General features: G+C 74.1%; 18 protein-coding genes. 14 read left to right on the forward strand and 4 right to left on the reverse strand.

The window, feature by feature from the left end; genetic code table 11:
* Positions 1 to 5 precede the first annotated feature (5 nt).
* The 3 genes from AB0I60_RS35610 to AB0I60_RS35620 are packed head-to-tail and all read left to right on the forward strand — an operon-like array spanning position 6 to position 3,603.
* Entirely contained in the window at positions 6 to 815 is an 810-nt protein-coding gene (locus tag AB0I60_RS35610) for a cytochrome c (RefSeq protein WP_360738152.1), read from the forward strand.
* Complete coding sequence (locus AB0I60_RS35615) at positions 812 to 1,936, forward strand: ubiquinol-cytochrome c reductase iron-sulfur subunit (protein ID WP_360738155.1); 1,125 nt, start codon at positions 812 to 814, stop codon at positions 1,934 to 1,936. Before AB0I60_RS35610 ends, AB0I60_RS35615 begins: the two co-directional genes overlap by 4 nt.
* Complete coding sequence (locus AB0I60_RS35620) at positions 1,933 to 3,603, forward strand: cytochrome bc complex cytochrome b subunit (RefSeq protein ID WP_360738157.1); 1,671 nt, start codon at positions 1,933 to 1,935, stop codon at positions 3,601 to 3,603. The genes AB0I60_RS35615 and AB0I60_RS35620 overlap by 4 nt, the downstream gene beginning before the upstream one ends.
* Before the next feature lie 69 nt (positions 3,604 to 3,672).
* Here AB0I60_RS35620 and AB0I60_RS35625 read toward each other — a convergent pair whose 3' ends face one another.
* Positions 3,673 to 3,957: an Lrp/AsnC ligand binding domain-containing protein gene (locus tag AB0I60_RS35625; protein ID WP_360738160.1), complete on the reverse strand. Its 285-nt coding sequence runs from the start codon at positions 3,955 to 3,957 to the stop codon at positions 3,673 to 3,675.
* A gap of 35 nt (positions 3,958 to 3,992) precedes the next feature.
* Positions 3,993 to 5,708, reverse strand: a complete 1,716-nt coding sequence (locus AB0I60_RS35630; RefSeq protein WP_360738162.1) for a DEDD exonuclease domain-containing protein — start codon at positions 5,706 to 5,708, stop codon at positions 3,993 to 3,995.
* Between the two features lie 371 nt (positions 5,709 to 6,079).
* Here AB0I60_RS35630 and AB0I60_RS35635 point away from each other — a divergent pair, with 371 nt between their 5' ends.
* The 5 genes from AB0I60_RS35635 to AB0I60_RS35655 all read left to right on the forward strand — a co-directional run bounded on the left by AB0I60_RS35635 (position 6,080) and on the right by AB0I60_RS35655 (position 12,078).
* The gene (locus tag AB0I60_RS35635; protein WP_360738266.1) at positions 6,080 to 7,360 is read left to right on the forward strand and encodes an NYN domain-containing protein; all 1,281 of its coding nucleotides are present in this window, start codon (positions 6,080 to 6,082) and stop codon (positions 7,358 to 7,360) included.
* Positions 7,361 to 7,662: 302 nt separating this feature from the next.
* Positions 7,663 to 8,691: an NlpC/P60 family protein gene (locus AB0I60_RS35640; protein ID WP_360738165.1), complete on the forward strand. Its 1,029-nt coding sequence runs from the start codon at positions 7,663 to 7,665 to the stop codon at positions 8,689 to 8,691.
* A gap of 82 nt (positions 8,692 to 8,773) precedes the next feature.
* Complete coding sequence (locus tag AB0I60_RS35645) at positions 8,774 to 10,057, forward strand: hypothetical protein (RefSeq protein ID WP_360738168.1); 1,284 nt, start codon at positions 8,774 to 8,776, stop codon at positions 10,055 to 10,057.
* Positions 10,058 to 10,062: 5 nt separating this feature from the next.
* Entirely contained in the window at positions 10,063 to 11,193 is a 1,131-nt protein-coding gene (locus AB0I60_RS35650; protein WP_360738170.1) for a glycosyltransferase family 4 protein, read from the forward strand.
* Positions 11,194 to 11,706: 513 nt separating this feature from the next.
* Positions 11,707 to 12,078 carry a MerR family transcriptional regulator gene (locus tag AB0I60_RS35655; RefSeq protein ID WP_360738173.1) on the forward strand — a complete coding sequence of 124 codons (372 nt, stop codon included), beginning with the start codon at positions 11,707 to 11,709 and terminating at the stop codon, positions 12,076 to 12,078.
* A 93-nt stretch (positions 12,079 to 12,171) separates the two neighbouring features.
* Here the strand turns inward: AB0I60_RS35655 and AB0I60_RS35660 are convergent, their stop codons facing one another.
* Positions 12,172 to 15,195 carry a BTAD domain-containing putative transcriptional regulator gene (locus tag AB0I60_RS35660; protein WP_360738175.1) on the reverse strand — a complete coding sequence of 1,008 codons (3,024 nt, stop codon included), beginning with the start codon at positions 15,193 to 15,195 and terminating at the stop codon, positions 12,172 to 12,174.
* Between the two features lie 217 nt (positions 15,196 to 15,412).
* Positions 15,413 to 17,221, reverse strand: coding sequence for a long-chain fatty acid--CoA ligase (locus AB0I60_RS35665; RefSeq protein ID WP_360738177.1), 1,809 nt, complete (start codon positions 17,219 to 17,221; stop codon positions 15,413 to 15,415).
* A 112-nt stretch (positions 17,222 to 17,333) separates the two neighbouring features.
* On the opposite strand from AB0I60_RS35665, the gene AB0I60_RS35670 reads away from it, so the two are divergent.
* The 6 genes from AB0I60_RS35670 to AB0I60_RS35695 are packed head-to-tail and all read left to right on the forward strand — an operon-like array spanning position 17,334 to position 21,507.
* Positions 17,334 to 17,714 carry a polyketide cyclase / dehydrase and lipid transport gene (locus tag AB0I60_RS35670; RefSeq protein WP_360738180.1) on the forward strand — a complete coding sequence of 127 codons (381 nt, stop codon included), beginning with the start codon at positions 17,334 to 17,336 and terminating at the stop codon, positions 17,712 to 17,714.
* A 10-nt stretch (positions 17,715 to 17,724) separates the two neighbouring features.
* Complete coding sequence (locus tag AB0I60_RS35675) at positions 17,725 to 18,513, forward strand: metallophosphoesterase (protein WP_360738183.1); 789 nt, start codon at positions 17,725 to 17,727, stop codon at positions 18,511 to 18,513.
* Positions 18,514 to 18,540: 27 nt separating this feature from the next.
* The gene (locus AB0I60_RS35680) at positions 18,541 to 18,978 is read left to right on the forward strand and encodes an SRPBCC family protein (RefSeq protein ID WP_360738185.1); all 438 of its coding nucleotides are present in this window, start codon (positions 18,541 to 18,543) and stop codon (positions 18,976 to 18,978) included.
* On the forward strand, positions 18,975 to 20,165 hold the full coding sequence (locus tag AB0I60_RS35685) for an ArsA family ATPase (RefSeq protein WP_360738188.1): 1,191 nt from the start codon (positions 18,975 to 18,977) through the stop codon (positions 20,163 to 20,165). Before AB0I60_RS35680 ends, AB0I60_RS35685 begins: the two co-directional genes overlap by 4 nt.
* A complete protein-coding gene (locus AB0I60_RS35690) occupies positions 20,162 to 20,557 on the forward strand; it encodes a hypothetical protein (protein ID WP_360738191.1) in 396 nt (131 codons plus the stop codon). Before AB0I60_RS35685 ends, AB0I60_RS35690 begins: the two co-directional genes overlap by 4 nt.
* A complete protein-coding gene (locus tag AB0I60_RS35695; protein ID WP_360738193.1) occupies positions 20,551 to 21,507 on the forward strand; it encodes an ROK family protein in 957 nt (318 codons plus the stop codon). Before AB0I60_RS35690 ends, AB0I60_RS35695 begins: the two co-directional genes overlap by 7 nt.
* Positions 21,508 to 21,555 lie beyond the last annotated feature (48 nt).

Raw genomic sequence — 21,555 nt, forward strand, 5'->3', positions numbered from 1 at the left:
CACACATGACCACCAACACCACACGGGCCCGGAAGCGCAGCACCAAGTTGCGCAGGCGGATCTCGGGCCTCCTCGCGCTGGGCTTCGCGCTGCTGTCCGCGGGCTTCCTGTTCAGCGCGCTCGCGCCGCAGCCGCAGACCGCGCAGGCGCAGGACGACCCGGCCCAGGTGCGACTGGGCGAGCAGCTCTACAACAACACCTGCATCTCCTGCCACGGCAAGAACCTCGACGGCGTCGAGGACCGGGGCCCCAGCCTGATCGGGGTCGGCGAGGCGGCGGTGTACTTCCAGGTGTCCTCCGGCCGGATGCCGATGGCCCGCCAGGAGGCCCAGGCCCAGCGCAAGCCCGCGGTGTTCACGCCGGCCGAGATCGACGCGCTCGGCGCGTTCATCCAGTCCCGGGGCGGGGGCCCGCAGACGCCCGAGGAGCGCGGCGAGGCGCTGCGCGGCGAGGACCCGGCCCGCGGTGGCGAGCTGTTCCGGCTCAACTGCGCGGCGTGCCACAACTTCACCGGTCGCGGCGGGGCGCTGTCGTCCGGCAAGTTCGCACCCGAGCTGGACGGCGTGGCGGAGGAGCAGCTCTACACGGCGATGCTCACCGGCCCGCAGAACATGCCGAAGTTCTCCGACCGGCAGCTCACGCCGGAGGAGAAGAAGGACATCATCGCGTACATCAAGTCGGTGACCGACGGGAACAACAACCCCGGCGGCGCCCCCCTCGGCGGCCTCGGGCCGGTATCGGAGGGTCTGATCGCGTTCATCGTGGGTATCGCCGCCCTGATCGGCGTGACCCTCTGGATCGGAGCCAAGGCATGAGCGGCGAGAAGCCGAACAACGTGCCCGACGAGGCCGAACTCGCCGGGATGAGCCGGGACGAGCTGGTGAAGCTCGGCACCAACCTGGACGGCGTCGAGCTGGTCCACTACGAGGAGCGGTGGCCGGTCAAGGGCACCCGCGCGGAGCGGCGCGCGGAGCGCACCGTCGCGCTGTGGTTCCTCATCGCCGCGCTGTCGGGCGTGGCGTTCCTGGCCGCGTTCCTGTTCTGGCCGTGGAAGTACCAGGACTCGGAGTCCTCGGGCCACTTCGTCTACAGCCTGTACACGCCGATCATCGGCGCGACGCTGGGCCTGTCGATCCTGGCGCTGGGCGTGGGCGCGCTGCTCTACACGAAGAAGTTCATCCCGGAGGAGCTGGCCGTCCAGCAGCGCCACGACGGCGGGTCCACCGAGGTCGACAAGGCGACCGTGCTGGCGGAGCTGGCCGACGCGGGCGAGCGCTCGACGCTGGGCCGCCGGTCGCTGATCAAGCGGACCGCCGGCCTCGGCGCGGGCGTGTTCGGCCTGGGCGTGCTGGCGGTGCCGCTCGGCGGCCTGATCAAGAACCCGTGGGCGGACAGCGAGTCCAAGGACTCGCTCTGGCACACCGGCTGGAAGCCCGAGAACGGCGAGAAGATCTACCTGCGCCGCAGCACCGGCCGGATGCACGAGGTCGCGCTGGTACGCCCGGAGGACCTGGACGCCGGCGGTTTCGAAACGGTGTTCCCGTTCCGTGAGTCGGAGCGCGGCAACGAAGAAGCCCTGGTCGCGGCCATGAAGCGGGCCGACAACCCGGTCATGCTCATCCGGCTGCGCCCCGGCCAGGAGGTCGTCAAGCGCGACGGCCAGGAGGACTTCAACTACGGCGACTTCTACGCCTACTCGAAGATCTGCACCCACCTGGGCTGCCCGACGTCGCTGTACGAGCAGCAGACCGGCCTGCTGCTGTGCCCGTGCCACCAGTCGCAGTTCGACGTCTTCCACTACGGCAAGCCGAGGTTCGGCCCGGCCACCCGCGCCCTCCCCCAACTTCCGATCACGGTGGACGAAGAGGGATACTTGATTGCCCGCAGCGACTTCATCGAGGCTGTGGGTCCGGCGTTCTGGGAGCGTAAGTCATGAGCGGCATCACCACGCCGACCAAGCGGCAGAATGCCGCCGCCCGGGTGGCGGGCGGTGCTGCGAAGTGGGCTGACGACCGGTTCCACATGGCCGGTGGCATCCGGAAGCAGATCAACAAGGTCTTCCCGACCCACTGGTCGTTCCTGCTCGGCGAGATCGCGCTGTACAGCTTCATCGTCCTGCTGCTGTCCGGCACGTACCTGGCGCTGTTCTTCGACCCCTCCATGGCGGAGGTCGTCTACCACGGCAGCGGCCCGAACATGAACAACATGGAGATGTCGCGGGCGTTCGAGTCGACGCTCCAGATCTCCTTCGACGTGCGCGGCGGCCTGTTCGTGCGGCAGGTCCACCACTGGGCCGCGCTGCTGTTCATGGCCGCGATCGTGATCCACATGTTCCGGATCTTCTTCACCGGCGCGTTCCGCCGGCCCCGGGAGATCAACTGGGTCATCGGCATCGTGCTGTTCATGCTGGGCGCGATCGAGGGCTTCCTCGGCTACTCGCTGCCCGACGACCTGCTCTCCGGCACCGGCCTGCGGGTGATGGCGGCGCTGCTGATCTCCTTCCCGGTGGTCGGCACCTGGATCAACTGGCTGGCCTTCGGCGGCGAGTTCCCGGGCATGGAGATCATCCCGCGCCTGTACACGCTGCACATCCTGGTCATCCCGGCCATCATCCTGGCGCTCATCGCGGTCCACCTGGGCCTGGTCTGGTACCAGAAGCACACCCAGTTCCCCGGTGTCGGGCGCAAGGAGACCAACGTCGTCGGCGTGCGCATCATGCCGGTGTTCGCGGCCAAGGGCGGCGGCTTCTTCGCGGTCGTCGTCGCGGTCACCGCGATCATGGGCGGCGTCTTCCAGATCAACCCGATCTGGAACATCGGCCCGTACAACCCCTCCCAGGTGTCGGCGGGCTCGCAGCCCGACTGGTACATGGGCTGGACCGACGGCCTGGTCCGCGTCTGGCCGGCGTGGGAGATGTACCTCGGCGACTACACGATCCCGGCCCCGTTCTGGCCGTTCCTGCTGGGTCTGCCGCTGCTCACCGGCATCGCGGCGGTCTACCCGTGGATCGAGCGCAAGATGACCAAGGACTACGCGCACCACAACCTGCTCCAGCGCCCGCGCGACGTGCCGGTCCGCACCTCGCTCGGCGTCATGGCCATCTCGTACTTCATGGTCCTGCTGGTCATGGGCGCGAACGACATCTTCGCCTACAAGTTCGACATCTCGCTGAACGCGACCACGTGGATGGGCCGCATCGGGATGCTGGTGATCCCGCCGATCGCCTACTTCGTCACCTACCGGATCTGCATCGGCCTCCAGCGGGCCGACCGCGAGGTGCTGGAGCACGGCGTGGAGACGGGCATCATCAAGCGCCTGCCGCACGGCGAGTTCATCGAGCTGCACCAGCCGCTGGGCCCGGTGGACGACCACGGCCACCCGCTGCCCCTGGCCTACCAGGGCGCCCCGGTGCCGAAGAAGATGAACAAGCTCGGCTCGGCGGGCCACCCGGTGCCCGGCAGCTTCCTGACGCCGGACGCGCCGGAGGAGACCGCCGCGCTGGGCCGTGCCCGGCACGACGCGGGCCAGCCCAAGACGGCCCTGACGGGGGAGAACAAGCCCTCCGACGAGCTGGCGGGCAAGCCCGCGCAGCCCGAGGGCTGACCGACCGACGCGAAGGCCCCCGCACCCTCCCGGGTGCGGGGGCCTCGTCGTGTCCGGGCCGGTCCGGGGTCAGCCCTCGTCGAGGCCCACGGAGAACGCGGCCTCGGTGTCGCGCTTGGAGTAGGAGCGGAACGAGATGTGGGTGTCGGTGTTCAGCACGCCGGGCACCTTGGAGATGTGACCGGGCACCAGCTCGGCCAACTCCTCGTGGCGGGCCACCTTCACCAGGGCGATCAGGTCCACATCGCCCGCGCACGAGTAGACCTCGGTGACGCCTTCGATGTCGGCGATCGCCTGCGCCGCGTCCGGGATGGTTTCGGCGGCGGCCTGGATCAACACGATCGCGGTGATCACAGCGTCCTCCTCGTCAAGGTCGGGGTGTGCACATGCTAGTGGCCCGTGATCCGGTACTGGTCCCGGCCGGCCTCGGCGAGTTCCACCCACGCCCGCCAGGCCCCGGCGGACGCCGCTGGCGACGTCCACGGCAGGTCGCAGTGCACGAGCCGGGTACCCGGGCGGTCCAGCCAGCGCAGCACCACCGACGCCTCCTCGGGCGGTGCGCCGCGCAGCGGGCCGTCGTCGGGGAGCACCGTCTCGGCGGCGGCGACCAGCTCCGCGACCACCGGCATCGGCGGCACGCCCCGGCGGGCCACCCCGGCGGACGCCAGCCGGCCGTGCCGCACGACCGCGAACTCCCAGCCGCGCTCGCCGTCCGGGCGGGCCGCGACCAGCTCGGGCAGCGCGGCCAGGCCGGCCAGCCGCTGACCCCGGTCGAGGGCGCGGACGAGCCCGGACAGCCGGTCGCGGTGGGTGGCGGCGTCCTCGAACCGGTGCGCCCCGGACAGCTCCGCCAACTGCGCGGCCATGCCGTGCAGCGGTGTCGCGTCGCGGCCCTCGACCAGGTCGCGCAGCGCGGTCACGGCGGGGGCGTACTCCTCGACCGTCTGCCGCCCGGCGCACGGGGCCTTGCAGCGGCCCAGCTCGAACAGGGCGCACGGCGTGCCGCTCGGGTTGCGGGCGGAGATCCGCTGCGCGCACGGCCGCACCGGCACCGCGTCCTGGAGGGCGTCCTGGGCGGCCTCGGCCAGCCGGCGGGACCGGAACGGCCCGACGGCGCCGGCGCGCGGCGTGCGGACCAGGGACAGGCGCGGGAACGGTTCGTCGGTGAGCGCGAGCCACCACCAGCCGGCCTGGTTCTTCGAGCGGCGGTTGTAGGCGGGTTTGTGCGCCGTGATCAGCCGCAGCTCGCGGACCTCGGCCTCCAGCGCGTGCGCGCACTCGACCGCGTCCACCCGCACGGCCAGCGCGACCATCTCGCGCAGCCGCTGCCGGCCCTCCGACGCGGTGAAGTACTGGCGCACCCGCCTGCGGAGGTCCGAAGCCGTGCCGACGTAGAGCACCTCCTCCGACGGCCCCCGGAACAGGTAGACGCCGGGCGTCGACGGCAGGTGCGCGGCCAGTTCCCGCTTGCGGCGCTGGGCGGGCGTCACCTCGGGCAGGTAGGCCAGCAGCTCCTCCAGCGAGTGCACGCCGACCGACCCGACCCGCTCCAGCAGGTGGTGCAGCACCTCCACGGTGGCCTGCGCGTCGACCAGCGCCCGGTGGTTGGGCGTGGGGCCGACGCGGAAGAGCTGGGCCAGCGCGGACAGCCGGCAGCTCGGCGCCTCCTCGCGGGACAGCACCCGGCGGGCGAGCTTGACCGTGCACACGACGGGGGGCTTGGGCCAGCGGTAGCCGTGGCGCTCGCAGGCGGCCTTCAGGAAGCCGACGTCGAACCCGGAGTTGTGCGCGACCAGCACCGCGCCGGCCGCGAACTCCAGGAAGGCGGGCAGCACGGTGGCCAGCCGGGGCGCCCCGGTGACCATGAGCTGGGTGATCCCGGTCAGCGCGACGATCTGCGGCGGGATGCCCCGCTCGGGGTCGACCAGGGTGGCGAACGTGCCGAGCACCCGCCCACCCCGCACCTTCACCGCGCCGATCTCGGTGATCGCATCCTCGTTCGCACTGCCGCCGGTGGTCTCCAGGTCGAAGACGACGAACGTGGTGTCGCGCAACGGTGTGCCCAACTCGTCGAACGACAACTGGGCCGGACTCGCAGTACTCATCGCGCAGCACCGTAACCACGAGGTACGACATTCCCGCCCCACCCGCACCCCCCGGTGTCGATGTTCGCCCCCCTCGCGCCGCCCTCCCACTCAACTCGCGCCGCCCTCCCCACCCCCTCCCTCTCACCTCCAGCACCCAACTCGCGTGACACGCGAGGCCGCGTCGGCTTGTCGCCCCGCCTTTCTTTCCGATCACGCCTTTCGATCGGAAAGAAAGACGGGGCGATGAGCCGACTTCCAGGCGGCCGAGCCCGCCGCGACGGAGTCGCGGCCATCCAACACTGCCGTAGCCTGTATGGGTGCAAGACCCGATCACGCCTGATGACGACGAGCCCGCTCCCGGAGAGCCGGACGCGCCCGTCGAGTCCACTGTGGACTGGGGGGCGTTGCCGGAGCCGCTGCGCGCCCGGTTGGCCGAGCTGAGCGCGGACGCGCTGGGCGACCTGGCGAAGGTCGACGTGCCGCAGTCGCTGCGCGCCGTGGCGCGGTTCGCGCCGACGAAGCGCGCGCGGCTGGGCGGCGGGCCGCTGGTCGGGGGTTTGCGCACGTCGGCGAACTTCCGGGCGGCGGTGGTCGAGTGGTTGCGGCGCAACCGGCCCGGGGCGCTGGAGGTGACCTCGCCCGACCCGGTGGCGGCCGGCGCGGCGGCGATCCTGCAGGGCGAGGAGGTCGCGGCGCACTTCGTGGAGCTGGTGACCCGGCGGGGCAGCGAGGCGGCGCTGCGGGTCGAGCGGGACGCCGCCGTGCAGCGCGCGGACCGGCTGGAGCAGGAGCTGGAGCGGCTGCGGGCCGAGCGCGCCGAGTCCACCTCGGTCACCGACAAGATCCGCGAGGAGGCGGAGGTCGAGCTGGAGCGGCTGCGCAAGCGGTTGCGGGAGCAGGGCGTGCGGTTGCGGGAGGCGAAGGACCGGGCGGAGGGCGCGCTGGCCGACGCGGAGCGCACGCGGGTCGAGGCGGGCGCGGAGGTCCGGCGGATCACCGCCGAGCGGGACCGGGAGCGCGAGCGCGCGGAGACCGAGCGGGGCAAGGCGCAGCGGGCGGAGGCCGACGCCGAGGTGGCGCGGCAGTCCGCCAAGGAGGCCCGGCAGGCCGACGAGGTGCGGTTGGCGCTGCTGGTGGACACGTTGGACGGCGCGGTGAACGGGTTGCGCCGGGAGCTCGCCCTGGGCGGTGCGGGGCCGCGCCCGGCCGACCTGGTGCGGGGTGCCAGCGCGGCGCAGACCGCCGTGGGCCGGGTCGAGGACCCGGCGGCGCTGGACCGGCTGCTGGCGCTCCCGGCGGTGCACCTGATCGTGGACGGCTACAACGTCACCAAGACGGGCTACCCGGAGCTGTCGCTGTCCGACCAGCGCGACCGGCTGGTGCACCAGCTCGCGGTGCTGGCGGCGCGGACCGGCGCGGAGGTGACGCTGGTGTTCGACGGCGCGGGCGTGGTGGCCGTGCCGACCAGCGCGCCGCGCGGCGTCCGGGTGCTGTTCAGCGACCCGGGTGTGCTGGCGGACGACGTGATCCGGGCGCTGGTCACGGCCGAGCCGGAGGGCCGTCCGGTGGTCGTGGTGACCTCCGACCGGGCGGTCGCGGACTCCGTCCGCCGGCGGGGCGCGCACCCCGTGCCGTCCGCCGTGCTGCTGGCCCGGCTGGGACGGGTGTGACACGCGTCGTGTTTTTCACATCACCGGTGGTGACACTTCGAGGTCACGGGACGGCCGTTCGGGGATCGTTGTCAACCTGAAAGGTTTTCGGGGCCAGGCGGGTGGACGTCGGGCCTCACCTTTCGTAACCTAGCCGAGATCTCGCGGCGGGCAGCGGTCCATCCTGGACGGCGACGCGGGTTCACCGCCGAATCGGCCTGTCGGGGTGCCGAGCCGGAGCTCACGAGCCAGATCAGTCGGGCAGGTGCGGGAGCGCACGCCCGACCGGCAGGCGGTAAAGACGTTAGGAGTGACACGCGACTGTGGCGTCGCAACGACTCAAGCGCGGTGTGCGCGGGGCGATCGCGGCCACGGCGGTGGCCGCCGCGGCGGTGGGCGTACTGCCCGTACCCGCCGGGGCTCAGCCGAACACGGCTTCGGATGCGCTGAAGAAGTACAACGAGCTGGCCGAGGAGGCCACCAAGCTCAACGAGGAACTCCTCCGGGCCGAGGAGCAGCGCGACAACAACCAGAAGCTGCTCGACCAGGCCAACGCGGACCTCGCGCAGGCCACCCAGGCGGGCGACCAGGCCAAGACCGACGAGGAGACCTTCCGCGTCCAGGTCGACAAGCTGACCGAGGCGTCGTTCGAGGGCGCGCGGTTCAACCAGCTGTCCGCACTGCTGGTCAGCGACTCGCAGCAGGACTTCCTCAACCGCATGTCGGCGCTGGGCGTGCTCGCCGCCGACAACGGCGAGGCCCTGGACAAGCTCGCGGGCGCGGTCAACGCGGCCGAGTCGGCCAAGACGGCGGCGTCGGACGCGCAGGGCCGGGCGCAGAAGGCGACCGACGAGTCCACCAAGATCGCGGACGACGTCAAGAAGCGCCAGAACGACCTCAACGGCCAGATCGACGAGGTCAAGTCCCAGCTCAACCGGCTCAGCGCGGCGGACCGCACCAAGCTGGCCGACCCCGGCGACACGTCGGAGATCGCGGTGCCGTCCGGCTCGGCGGGCGGTGCGCTGGCGTTCGCGCTGGAGCAGCGCGGCGACATGTACCGCTACGGCGCGACCGGCCCGGACCTGTGGGACTGCTCCGGGCTCACGTCCAGGGCGTACGCCTCGGTCGGCGTGACCATCCCGCGCACCAGCAACGGCCAGGCCGGTGCCGGGCGCGCGATCTCCCGGGGCGAGGTCGGCCCGGGCGACCTGATCATCTACAACGGCGGCAACCACGTGGGCATGGCGGTGGACAACGCCAACGTCGTGCACGCGTCCACCGACGGCGTGCCGGTCAAGATCGTGCCGCTGGAAGCGCCCGGCTCGATCTACGCGATGCGCCGCATCGGGTAGCCGACCGCCGCACCCCGGCACCAGCGCTCCACCGGCAGGGCCATCCCGCGAGGGGTGGCCCTGCCGACTAGTTTGGGGACGCGTGAGCCGAATCCGGGCCGCCCTGCCGGCCGCCGTCGTGGCCGTCGCGCTGCTGTGCGGGCTGGCCCTGGCGGTCACTCCCGCCGACCCGCCCGTGCCCGGGGCGTCCGGCGCGTCCGCCGACGAGTCGCGCGGGCGCGCGGTGCGCGACCTGCTGGACCGGCGGGCCCGCGCTGTGCTGGACCGCGACGAGTCGGCCTTCACCGCCGACCTCGACCCGGCCGCCGACCCGGGCTTCCGGCAGCGGCAGCGCGACCTGTTCCACAACCTCGCGGACGTGCCCCTGGACGGCTGGGGGTACCGGCTGGAGGGCGGGACGGACCTGGCCGGCCTCGCGCTGCCCGCCGCCGACGAGTCGTGGGCGCCGGACGTGCGGCTGGACTACCGGCTGCGCGGCGTCGACGCGGCACCCAGCACGCAGGGCATGGCCTACCTGTTCACCCGGCGCGGCGACCGCTGGTACCTCAACTCCGACACCGCGCTGGAACCGCTCGGCAAGCGCACCTGGCGCGGGCCGTGGGACTTCGGGCCGTGCCGCGTGCAGACCGGCGCGGGAGGGTTCGTGCTCAGCCACCCCGGTGGCGAGCCGCTGGCCGCGCGGGTGCTGGCGGAACTGGACACCGCCGTGGCGGCGGTGACCGAGGTGTGGGGCCCGGCGTGGGCGCGGCAGGTCGCGGTGCTGGTCCCCGGTGACGCGCGCGAGCTCCAGGCGCTGGTCGGGCCCGGGTTCGCGGACGGGTCGGTCGCGGGCGTCGCCGTCGCCGACCGGGTGGACGCGTCCACCCGCACCGCGCGCGGGCAGCGCGTGGTGCTCAGCCCGACCGGGGCGGCCGCGCTGTCGCCGTTGGCGCTGCGGGTGCTGCTGCGGCACGAGATCACGCACGTCGCCGCGCGCGGCGAGACCGTGGACGGTGCGCCGATGTGGCTGCTGGAGGGGTTCGCGGACTACGTGGGCTACCGGGGCAGCGACGTGCCGCCGCGCAAGGCCGCGCCCGCGCTGGCCGCCCGGCTCGCGGAGGCGCTGCCGGACGCGCTGCCCGCCGACGCCCGGTTCCGGGGTGCCGGGATGGACCTGGCCTACCAGGAGTCGTGGTCGGTCGCCCTGTACCTCGCGCAGCGGGTCGGCGAACCGGCGCTGGTCGAGACCTACCGCCGGATCGCCCGCGCCGGGCGGCTCACCGACGGGCAGTTGGACGCGCTGCTGCTGGAGACGACCGGCGGCGGCCTGGCCGAGCTGGTGCGGGGCTGGCGGGAGTTCCTGCGACCGGCGTTCGGCGTAACGTGATGTCGGTGCGCCGGACGCTGCTGGTGACCAACGACTTCCCGCCACGGCCCGGCGGCATCCAGGCGTACCTGCACGCGCTGGCCGTGCGGCTGCCCGACCTGGTGGTGTACGCCCCGTCGTGGGAGTCGCCCTCCGGCTCGCACCCCGAGTTCGACGCCGTGCAGCCGTTCGAGGTGGTCCGGCACCCCGGCACGCTGATGCTGCCGACCCCGGACGTGCGGCGGCGCGCGGCGGAGATCGTCCGGTCGCACCGGTGCGAGGCGGTGTGGTTCGGCGCGGCGGCACCGCTGGCGCTGCTCACGCCGTGGCTGCGGGACGCGGGCGCGCACCGCGTGGTGGCGTGCACGCACGGGCACGAGGTCGGCTGGTCGATGCTGCCGGTCGCGCGGCAGTCGTTGCGCGCCATCGGGTCCGCAGTGGACGTGGTGACGTTCGTCAGCCGCTACACCCGGTCCCGCTTCGCCGCCGCGTTCGGCCCGATGGCGGCGCTGGAGCACCTTCCGTCCGGAGTGGACACCGACGTGTTCGCGCCCGACCCGGCGGCGCGCTCGGAGATCCGCGACCGGTACGGCCTGGGCGACCGGCCGGTGGTGGTGTGCGTGTCCCGGCTCGTGCCGCGCAAGGGGCAGGACGTGCTGGTGCGGGCGTTGCCCGAGATCCGCCGTCAGGTGCCCGACGCGGCGCTGCTGCTGGTCGGCGGCGGCCCCTGCGCGGAGGCGCTGACGCGCATGGCGGCGTCGGCGGGCGTCGCGGAGCACGTGGTGCTGACCGGGTCCGTGCCGTGGTCGGAGCTGCCGGCGCACTACAACGCGGGTGACGTGTTCGCCATGCCGTGCCGCACGCGCGGGCGCGGGCTGGACGTGGAAGGGCTCGGCATCGTCTACCTGGAGGCGTCGGCGACGGGCCTGCCGGTGGTGGCGGGCCGCTCCGGCGGCGCTCCGGAGACCGTGCGCGACGGCGTGACGGGCACGGTGGTGGACGGCCGCGCGGTGTCGGAGGTGGCGGCGGAGGTGGTCCGCCTCCTCGAAGACCGCGACTTGGCCGCGAAGATGGGCTCGGCGGGGCGGGAATGGGTGGCCCGCGACTGGCGCTGGGACGACCTGGCGGCCCGGCTGGCGTGCCTGGTCGACGGCTGACCCGATCGAGGAAATCTGTGCTCACGGGAGTAGACATTCGCGCGCGGTCGGGTGTAACGTTCTCCTTGTTCGAAGACAGGGAAAGTAACGCGGGAGATGACGAACTGCCCGCGAGCACGAGAGCACGACGGCGGGACTCGCCGGGGCCGATCAGTGAACGGGGTTCCGGGGAGCGGCCAGGAGTGGTCGGCGAGGTGAACCCGGCATGTGCAGCAGGACCGGGGCCGACCGCTACGTGAGAACGCAAGTGCACGTGATCAGAGGAGAAGGGAAGGGTCGCACGCCATCGGATCGCCTGCTTCCGGTTGATCTCGACCGGGCGGGTACCGCGGTTCCATCGAGATGGAGGGTGGTCTTCGGTTACGCACACGCGATCCCCGCTTCACCCGGCGCTCGTGCGGGTCTGGCGGACAGAGGTAGTCGGTCTCACGGCCGGCTAGGTGGAAGTTGTTACCCAACACCCCGGGGCCCCGGCGCACACCGCGCCGGGGCCCCTCGTGATGCGGAGGCGCGATGACAGCTGGCGAGACCCGTGATCCACAGCACCCCGTGCCGCACGACGCGGCCGACAGGTTCGACGACGAGCACTACCCCGCCTACACCATGGGCCGGGCCGCCGAGATGCTCGGCACCTCGGCCGGTTTCCTGCGCGGCCTCGGCGAGGCGAAGCTGATCGAGCCGGAGCGCTCGGCCGGCGGCCACCGCCGGTACTCCCGCCACCAGTTGCGCCTGGCCGCGCGCGTCCGGACCCTGGTGGACGAGGGCATCGGCATGGACGCGGCCTGCCGCATCGTCAGGCTGGAGGACCAGCTCCAGGAAGCCCGGGACGCCAACGCGGCGCAGCACCCGCCGGACGAGGCCCACCCGCCACTGCGGGGCGCGTGACCGCTGCGGGGCGCGTGACCCCTTGTGGTGGGCGGACGCTCGCCCACCACCCGCGCCGCAGCCGTCGTCCGGTCTGCCGGACCGCAGCGCGTCCTAGTCGCCGCCCGGGTGGTGGCCGGTGCGGGCGTGGAGGGCCCGGGCGCGGGCCGACTCCTCCTCGGCGGACGCGTGGTCGCCCAGGGCGAGGTGGGCGGCGGCCAGTTCGGCACGGGCCGCCCCCTCCAGGATGCGCAGGCCGTGCGAGGTGACCAGGTCGACCGCCTGGCCCGCCAGCGCGCGCGCCTCGACCGGTTCGCCGCGCAGCCTGCGCACGGCCGCCAGGCCCACGAGGGCCTTCGCCTCGCCGAACCGGAAGCCGATCCGGCGGCCCTTGGTGAGCGCCTGCTGGAACTGCTCGTCGGCCGTGCCCAGGTGGCCCAGGGCCCGGTTCGCCGAGGCCATCACCGCCAGCACGCTCGTGGTGACGCGCTGGTCGCCGTCGTCCTCCAGCTCGGCCAGCGCGCGGTCCGCCAGTTCCAGCGCGGCCAGGTGCTCGCCGAGGTCCAGCCGCACGGACGCGGTCGCCTCCAAAGCGCGCGCGGTGGACGTCCGCAGGCCCGCCTCGCGGCTGAGCCGCAACGCCTCGTCCAGGTGCGCCAGCGCCCGGTCGGGTTCGCCCAACAGCCGTGCGGTCATGCCCAGCAGCACCCGGGAGTTGATCTCGCCGGTCCGCCGGCCGTGCGCCGCGCTCAGCGCCAGCGCCTCGCCGAGCAGGTCCTGCGCCTCGGCCAGCTCGCCGGTGTCGATGGCCAGCAGGCCCAGGCCGGTCAGCACGCCGGCCTCGCCCGAGCGGGGGGCGCCGGACTCGCGCTTGAGCGCCAGGCACGTCTCCAGGTCCTCGCGCGCGCCCGCCAGGTCGCCCGCGTCCAGCCGGGCCAGCCCCAGCGCGCCGCGCACGCCCGCCTCGGCCGCCAGGTCGCCGGCCGCGCGGTGCAGCTCGACGGCCCGTGCGTAGTGCCCGACGGACGCCTCGAAGTCGCCCATCCGCCAGTGCAGGGTGCCCAGGTTCTGCCGCATCGCCGCCTCGCCCGCCCGGTCGCGCTGCTCGTGCGCGGCGTCCAGGCCGCAGCGCGCGGTGGTCGCCCACTCGGCGACGTGCTTGCCGATCCACAGGTAGCCGCGCAGGCCGTCCGCGAGCCGCCAGGAGACCTCGGCCGGGCCGTGCTCGGCGGCCGACCGGATCGCCGCCGTGAGGTTCGGGCGCTCGGCGTCCAGCCACGACCGGGCCTGGGCGGCGGTCTCCACGCCGGGCGGGTGCACCGGGTCGGGGTCGGTCGCGGGCAGCCGCATCAGGTCCGGGTAGAGCAGCTCGGCGCAGTGGTCCACGGCCCGCACGTAGAACTTCAGCACCCGGACCCGGGCCCGCGCGGTGTCCGCGCCGGACAGCTCGGCCGACCGGGCGGCGAACCGGGCCAGCTCGTCGTGGAAGTGGTACCGCCCGCCCCGGCCCTCCAGCAGCCGCGCGCCCGCCAGCCCCTCCAGCAGCGCCGCCGCCACCTGCACCGGCAGGTCGCCCGCCGCGGCGGCTGCCTCGGCCGTGAAATCCGCCCCCGGCACGGCGCTGAGCAGGCTGAACAGCCGGCGGGCCGGTGGTGCCAGGCCGGCCAGCGCGAGTTCCTCCGGGCGGCGCCCGCCCAGCCGGTCCAGGTACCGGGAGATCGAGCCGCCGCCCAGCGACGCGGCGGCCACCACCAGGGCGAGCGGCAGCCGGCCGCAGTGCTCCGCGAGCTGCTCGGCGGCCGGTCCCGAGCGGCCCAGCACGGCCAGCGCCTCCGGCGCGGGCAGCACGTCCAGCGCGACCCGGCGCGCGCCGTCCACGGCGATCAGCCCGCGCAGGTCGTCCCGCCCGGTCACCAGGACCGGGCAGCCCGCCGTGCCGGGCAGCAGCGGGCGCACCTGGTCGGGCGCGGCGGCGTCGTCGAGCACCAGCAGCACCCGGCGGCCGGCGAGCAGCGACCGGAACAGCGAGCCCTGCTCGTCCTGGTCGACCGGGATCTGCTCCGGCGGCACGCCCAGCGCCCGCAGGAACCGGGTCAGCACCTCCGCCGGCGTCGGTGCCGGGCCGCGCCCGTGGCCGCGCAGGTCCGCGTACAGCCGGCCGTCCGGGAAGCGGTGCCGCAGCAGGTGCCCGAGCCGCACCGCGAGCGCCGTCTTGCCCACGCCGGGCGGGCCGGCGAGCACCACGACCGGCACCGCCGTGCCCGTGCCGCCGTCCGGCGCGACCAGCGCGGTGATCCGCTCCGCGTCCGCGTCCCGGCCGACGAACCCGGGCACGTCCGGCGGCAGCAGGTCGGGCACGTCCGGGCCGGTCGGCGCGGCGGGCACGGCCAGCGCCGGGTCGCCGGTCAGGATCGCCTGGTGCAGCCGGCGCAGCTCCGGGCCCGGGTCGACGCCGAGCTGCTCGGCCAGCAGCCGGTCCACCCGGCGGAACGCGGCCAGCGCCTCGGCCTGCCTGCTGCCCCGGTACAGGGCGAGGATGAGCTGCGCCCAGAACCGCTCGTGCAGCGGGTGGTCGGCGGTGAGGCCGCGCAGCACCGGCACCAGGCGCTCGTGCCGGCCCAGCTCCAGCTCCACGTCGTTGTGCTCCTCGTGCGCCGCCAGCAGCAGCCCGGCCAGGCGCGGCACCTCGTCGTGCCGCAGCGCCTCCGAGGGCACGTCGGCCAGCGCCGGACCGCGCCACAGGCCCAGCGCCTCGGCGTAGAGCTGCGCGGCGTGCGCGGCGTCGCCCCGCCGCGCAGCCTGCCGGGCGAGCCCGGTGGCGGTGGCGAACCGGTGCACGTCGACCTGCTCGGGCGCGACCACCAGCCGGTAGCCGTCGGAGGTCGTGCGGATCAGGGACGGGTCGCCCAGCAGCTGCCGCAGGCGCATCACGTAGGTCTGGAGGGTGCCCCGGGTGCGGGCCGGCGGGTCGTCGCCCCACAGGAACGCGACCAGCTCGTGCACCGGCACCACCCGGCCGGCGCGCAGCGCCAGCGCGGCCAGCAGCGCCCGGTGCTTGCCCGCCCGGACCGGCACGCGCCGCCCGTCGAGGAGGACCTCCACGGGGCCGAGCAGACCGAACAGCGGCCCCGATCCCATCGTCGATCCCCTCGGCTGAGCGTCCTGCGACCTCCAGCCTAGGGGCACCGCTGACGGCCCGAGTCACCGCCGCGTCAGCGATACGACAGCGAGGTCGGGCAGGCTTCACCACGTCCCGGTTGGGGGACCGGGACAACAGAGCTTCTCGAGTCCGCGTCAGCGGATGACGATCACTGGGGGTCGAGTGGCCCGCACCCTCGGGTGCGGGCCACTCGTCTTATTTCGCGTAGATCGCCGCGATGTCCTGCTTGTAGGTGGTCGCCACCACCGAGCGCTTGAGCTTCAGGCTCGGCGTCATCTCGCCGCCCGCCTCGGTGAAGTCCACCGGCAGCACCCGGAACCGCTTGATCGCCTCGGCCTTGGACACGGCGTGGTTGGCCTCGTCCACGGCGGCCTGGATGGTGGCGAGCAGCGTCTCGTCCGCGACCAGGTCCGCCACGGACGCCGACGCGGGCTTGCCGTTCTGCTCCTTCCACGCCGGGAAGAACTCCGGGTCGACGGTGATCAGCGCGCCGATGAACGGCTGCGCGTCGCCCACCACCATGCACTGGCTGATCAGCGGGTGCGACCGCAGCCGGTCCTCCAGCACGGCGGGCGACACGTTCTTGCCGCCGGCGGTGACGATGATCTCCTTCTTGCGGCCGGTGATCCGCAGGAAGCCGTCGTCGTCCAGCTCGCCCAGGTCGCCGGTGTGGAACCAGCCGTCCTCCAGGGCCTCGGCGGTCGCCTGCGCGTTGTTCCAGTACGAGCGGAACACCACGTCGCCCTTGACCAGGATCTCGCCGTCCTCGGCGATGCGCACCGAGGTGCCCGCGATCGGCCGGCCGACCGTGCCCACCCGGAACGCCGACTCGGTGTTCACGCACGCCGCCGCGCTGGTCTCGGTCAGGCCGTAGCCCTCCAGCACCGGCACGCCCACGCCCCGGAAGAAGTGCGCCAGCCGCGCGCCCAGCGGTGCGCCGCCGGACACCGCCGCGATGCACCGGCCGCCCAGCGCCGCCTGGAGCTTGGAGTACACCAGCTTCGAGAACACCGCGTGCTTGAGCTTGAGCCCCAGCCCCGCGCCGCCGCTGTCCAGCGCCTGGCTGTAGGCCACGGCGGTCGCCTCGGCGGCGTCGAAGATCTTGCCCTTGCCCGCCGCGTGCGCCTTCTGCTTCGCGCCGTTGTAGACCTTCTCGAACACCCTCGGCACGGCCACCACGAACGTCGGCCGGAACGACTGGAGGTCGTCCACCAGGTTGCGCACGTCCGGCGTGTGGCCGAGCGTGACCCGGGTGTACACCGCGCACAGGGCGATCGCGCGGGCCAGGATGTGCGCCAGCGGCAGGAACACCAGCAGCGAGTTGCCGGCCTGCATGAGCTGCGGGAACGCCGCCACGTCGGAGCGCACCTCGGACAGCAGGTTGTAGTGCGTGAGCTCGCAGCCCTTGGGCCGGCCGGTGGTGCCGGAGGTGTAGACGATGGTCGCGGTGTCGTCCGCGCCCACCTCCCTGCGGCGGGCCCGCGCGTCGTCGTCGGACACGCCCGCGCCGAGGGCGGTCAGCTCGTCGATCGCGCCGGCGGCGTCCCCGCTCGGGCCGTCGACCTGCCAGACGCTGGTCAGCTCCGGCAGCCCGGCCACCACGGTGTCCAGCGTCGCCCGGTGCTCGGCGGTCTCCACGAACACGGCCCTGGCCGACGAGTCGGACAGGATCCACTCGACCTGCTCGGCCGCCGACGTCTCGTAGATCGGCACCACGACGCCGCCCGCGTGCCAGATGGCGAAGTCGAGCAGAGTCCACTCGTAGCGGGTCTTGGACATCAGCCCGACCCGGTCGCCCGCCTGGAGGCCGGAGGCGATCAGGCCCTTGGCGACCGCGAGCACCTGGGCGGCGAAGTCGCGGGCGGTCACGTCCACCCACGTGCCGTCCACCCGGCGGCGGAAGCTGACGGCGTTGCCGAAGCGCTCCGCGTTCGCCTGCACCATGTCGGTGAGGTTCTCCTCGGGAGCCACGGCGGCGGTGGCGGGGACGCTGAACTCACGCACGTCAACCTCCGGACGTTTGTTTGTTACCGGTGGGGAAACTTAGCCTGTGATTCCGGCAATACACCAGGCCGGTGGTCCGTTCCGTGATCGTGTCGTGGCACTCTTCCCACCCGTGCCGAGCGTGGACGTCGTGGACGAGACATTTCTCGCAGTCCCTCCCGAGGTGGTGGCGGCGGCCTTCGCCGCGCCCGAGGCGTGGGCGCGGTACTGGCCCGACCTCATTCTGGACGTCTACCTCGACCGGGGCGCGCAGGGCCTGCGCTGGACCGTCGGCGGCGCGCTCGTGGGCACCATGGAGGTGTGGCTGGAGCCGGTGCTGGACGGGACCCTGCTGCACTACTTCCTGCGCGCCGACCCGCGCGGCGAGACGACACCCAAACGGGTGCGGAAAGAACTCCGACGTCGCCAGTTGGCCGCCAAACAGGTGTCCCTCGGGCTGAAAGCCACCTTGGAAGCCGGCCGCGAGCCCGGTGTGCCGCCCGCCCTGCCGTAGATTCCAGGGGGTGCGGGTTCACGTCGTCTCGGATGTCCACGGCAACGCCGAGGCCCTCGCCCGCGCGGGCGACGGTGCCGACGCACTGGTGGTCCTGGGGGACCTGGTCGACTTCGTCGACTACTACGACCACGGCAAGGGCATCCTCGGTCGGGTGTTCGGCGCGGAGAAGGTCGAGGTCTTCGCCCGGATGCGGCGCGAGCGGATGGGCCCGGAGACGGTGCGCTACATCCGGTCGCTGTGGGACAGCCTGGACGACGCGGCGGCGATCGTCCGCGAGGCCGTGCTGGAGCAGTACGCCGAGCTGTTCGCGGCGATGAGCGCGCCGACCTACGCGACGCCCGGCAACGTCGACAGCCCGGAGCTGTGGCCCCGGTTCGTGCGCGACGGGGTGCACGTGCTGGACGGTGAATCGGCGGAGATCGGCGGCTTGAAGTTCGGTTTCGTCGGCGGGGCGTTGATCGCGCCCGGGTTCGTGCGGCGACCGGGGGCACCCTGGTACCCGTACCTGCGCACCGAGGAGGAGTTCGGCGCGGCGCTCGACGGGCTGGGCCCGGTGGACGTGCTGTGCACCCACATCCCGCCCGCCGTGGCCGAGCTGACCTACGACGTGGTGGCGCGGCGGCCCGAGTGGGGGTCCGCGTCGCTGCTGCGCACGATCCACCGCGACCGGCCCCGCTGGTCGGTGTTCGGGCACGTGCACCAGCCGATGGCGCGGCGCGCGCGGGTGGGGTGGACCGAGTGCGTGAACGTGGGCCACTTCCAGCGCAGCGGCACGCCCCACGTGTTGCGCTGGTGAGCCGAACCACCGGGTAGCCTCCCCGGCATGGCCGACGAGTCCACCCAGTCCATCGTCATCGACGCGGCTCCCGCGAAGATCGTCGCGGTGATCGCCGACTTCGCCGCCTACCCCGAGTGGGCCGACGGGGTGCAGCGCGCCGAGGTGCTGGAGACCGGGGCGGACGACTACGCCGCGCAGGTGAGGTTCAACATCGACAAGGGCCCGATCAAGGACGAGTACGTGCTGGCCTACGACGAGTGGTCGCCGTCGCGGATCTCGTGGCACCTGGTCAAGGGGCAGATGCAGAAGTCCCAGGAGGGCAGGTACGTGCTCTCCCCGAGCGGCGGCTCCACCGAGGTGACCTACACGCTGTCCGTGCAGCTCGTGGTGCCGATGATCGGCCTGTTCCGCCGCAAAGCCGAGAAGCTGATCATGGACACCGCGCTGAAGGAGCTCAAGCGCCGGGTGGAAAACGCTGGATGAGCGCGCGCCTGCTGCTGTTCACCGGCAAGGGCGGGGTCGGCAAGACGACCCTCGCCGCCGCCACCTCCGCCGCGCTGGCCGCCGGCGGGCGCAAGGCCCTGGTCGTGTCCACCGACCCCGCCCACTCGCTGGGTGACGCGTTCGGCGTGCCGCTGGGCTCCGCGCCCACCGAGGTCGACGCGGGCCTGCACGCCGCCCAGGTCGACCCCCGGGCGCTGGTCGACGGTGCCTGGCGCGAGCTGCGCGGCCACCTGCGGACCGTGCTGGCCGGCGCGGGCGTGGACGAGCTGGCCGCCGAGGAGCTGACCGTCCTGCCGGGCGTGGAGGAGCTGCTCGCCCTCGCCGAGGTGCAGCGGCTCGCCCGCACCGGCCCGTGGGACGTGGTCGTGGTCGACTGCGGCCCGACCGCCGAGACGCTGCGGCTGCTCGCCCTGCCCGAGGCCGTCGGTTCCTACCTGGAACGGCTGTTCCCCACCCACCGCCGCGTGGTGCGCGGGCTGCTCGCCGGGCTCGCCGGCACCCGGGCGCCGGCCGAGCGGTGGGACGCCACCGCCGACGCGCTGGGCCGGCTCGCGGAGGGCCTGGAGCAGCTGCGCGCGCTGCTGACCTCCGACGCCACCGCCGTCCGGCTGGTGCTCACCCCCGAGCGGGTGGTCGCCGCCGAGACCCGCCGGACCGTCACCGCGCTGGCGTTGCAGGGCATCCGGGTCGACGGCGTGATCGCCAACCGGCTCGTGCCGCACCCCGGCGACGACCCCGGCCCGGCCGCCGCCTGGCTGCGCACGCGGCGGGCCGAGCAGGACGCCGTGCTGGCGTCGCTGGACCTGGGCGCGGTGCGCGCGGTCGAGCACCGCGCCGGCGAACCGGTCGGGCTCGCCGCCCTGCTGGAGGTCGCGGACGCCCTCTACGCGGGCGCAGACCCGCTCGACGGTGCCGGCCCGGCCGGTCCGCTGGTCGACGTGGCCCGGGTCGGCGACGAGTACGAGCTGCGGCTCGCGCTGCCGGTCGGCGACGCGGACCTGCGGCTCGCGCGGGTCGGCGACGACCTCGCGGTCACCGTCGACGGGCGGCGCAAGCTGATCGCCCTGCCGTCGCTGCTGCGGCGGTGCCTGGTGGTCGGCGCGGAACTGGACGACGACGGCGTGGCGGTGCGCTTCCGCCCCGACCCCGACCTGTGGATGCGGTGACGGACGTGGACGCGAAGCTCACCGAGGAACTCCGACTGCTGCTCGACGCCGCCGCCGACCGCGCGCAGCCGTGGCTGAACCGGCTCGCCGACGGCGCGCACGACGAGCGGTCCTGCGGCTGGTGCCCGCTGTGCAACGCGGCGGCCCTGGTCCGGGGCGACCGCTCCGAACTCGCGGCCCGCGCCGCCGAGCACGTGACCGGCCTGGTCGCCGTGCTGCGCGCCGCCCTGTCCGACCCCGCCGCCCCTGCTCCGGGTCCCGGTACCGGCCCGACTGCTGCGTCGCCCGCTGATCCGGCTGCTGCTCCGGCCACCGACGACGTCGAGGACGTGCCGGAGCCGGGGGTGCGGGTGCAGCACATCCCGGTCGTCCGGCGGCGGACGCAGTGCTGACCGTCGGCGTCGACGTCGGCGGCACCAGCGTGCGCGCCGGCGTGGTGGACGCCGACGGGGCCGTGCTGGACACCGCCCGCGCCGCCACCCCGTCCGGGGAGGAGGCGCTGGAGGAGGCGATCGGCGCGGCCGTGGCCGAGGTGGCGGCACGGCACCCGGTGGGTGCGGTCGGGCTCGCCGTGGCCGGGTTCGTCGGGCCGGACCGGCGGACCGTGCTGTTCGCGCCGCACCTGGCGTGGCGGCGGGCCCCGGTCGCCGACCGCGTCGCCGCCCGCCTCGGGCTGCCCGTGGTGCTGGAGCACGACGCCAACGCGGCGGCCCTCGCCGAGCACCGCTTCGGCGCGGCGCGCGGGGCGCGGGTCGCCGCGCTGGTCGCCCTCGGCACCGGCATCGGCGGCGCGCTGCTGGTCGGCGGCGAGCTGTTCCGGGGCGCGCACGGCGTCGCGCCGGAGCTGGGCCACCTGCGCGTGGTCCCGGACGGCCGCCCGTGCCCGTGCGGGAAGAACGGCTGCTGGGAGCGCTACTGCAGCGGCACCGCCCTCACCACCACCGCCGTGGAACTGCTCGCCCGGTACCCCGGCTCGTCGCTGCTGGAGCGGGAGGCCCGGGGCGACTCCCGCGCGATCACCGGCCGGCGCGTCGCCGCCGCCGCCCGCGACGGCGACGCGCTGGCCCAGCGCGCCGTGGCCGACCTGGCCCGGTGGCTGGGGGAGGGGCTGGCCGTGGTCGCGGACGTCTACGACCCGGAGGTCGTGGTCGTCGGCGGCGGCGTCTCGGAGTCCGCCCCGCTGTTCCTGGACGAGGCCCGCGAGCGCTACGCGTCGGTGGTGACCGGCGCGGGCCACCGGCCGCCGGCCCGCATCCGCACGGCCCAACTCGGCGACGACGCTGGCATCGTCGGCGTGGCCACCCTCGCCCGCGACCTGCTCCCCGCCCTCGACGCCCGCTGACCCGCTGCCTGCCGCGCCGCTGTCAGCAGGCTCGCCGGCCTCCGACCC

The organism is Actinosynnema sp. NPDC050436 (assembly GCF_040655415.1).
GTDB lineage: Bacteria > Actinomycetota > Actinomycetes > Mycobacteriales > Pseudonocardiaceae > Actinosynnema.

What these genes read in the sequence shown, in the direction of transcription:
- AB0I60_RS35680 (WP_360738185.1), top strand. Translation starts at nt 18,541, where the DNA reads ATGGCCGACGAGTCCACCCAGTCCATCGTCATCGACGCGGCTCCCGCG.
- AB0I60_RS35615 (WP_360738155.1), top strand. Translation starts at nt 812, where the DNA reads ATGAGCGGCGAGAAGCCGAACAACGTGCCCGACGAGGCCGAACTCGCC.
- AB0I60_RS35685 (WP_360738188.1), top strand. Translation starts at nt 18,975, where the DNA reads ATGAGCGCGCGCCTGCTGCTGTTCACCGGCAAGGGCGGGGTCGGCAAG.
- AB0I60_RS35655 (WP_360738173.1), top strand. Translation starts at nt 11,707, where the DNA reads ATGACAGCTGGCGAGACCCGTGATCCACAGCACCCCGTGCCGCACGAC.
- AB0I60_RS35630 (WP_360738162.1), bottom strand. Translation starts at nt 5,708, where the DNA reads ATGAGTACTGCGAGTCCGGCCCAGTTGTCGTTCGACGAGTTGGGCACA.
- AB0I60_RS35620 (WP_360738157.1), top strand. Translation starts at nt 1,933, where the DNA reads ATGAGCGGCATCACCACGCCGACCAAGCGGCAGAATGCCGCCGCCCGG.
- AB0I60_RS35660 (WP_360738175.1), bottom strand. Translation starts at nt 15,195, where the DNA reads ATGGGATCGGGGCCGCTGTTCGGTCTGCTCGGCCCCGTGGAGGTCCTC.
- AB0I60_RS35610 (WP_360738152.1), top strand. Translation starts at nt 6, where the DNA reads ATGACCACCAACACCACACGGGCCCGGAAGCGCAGCACCAAGTTGCGC.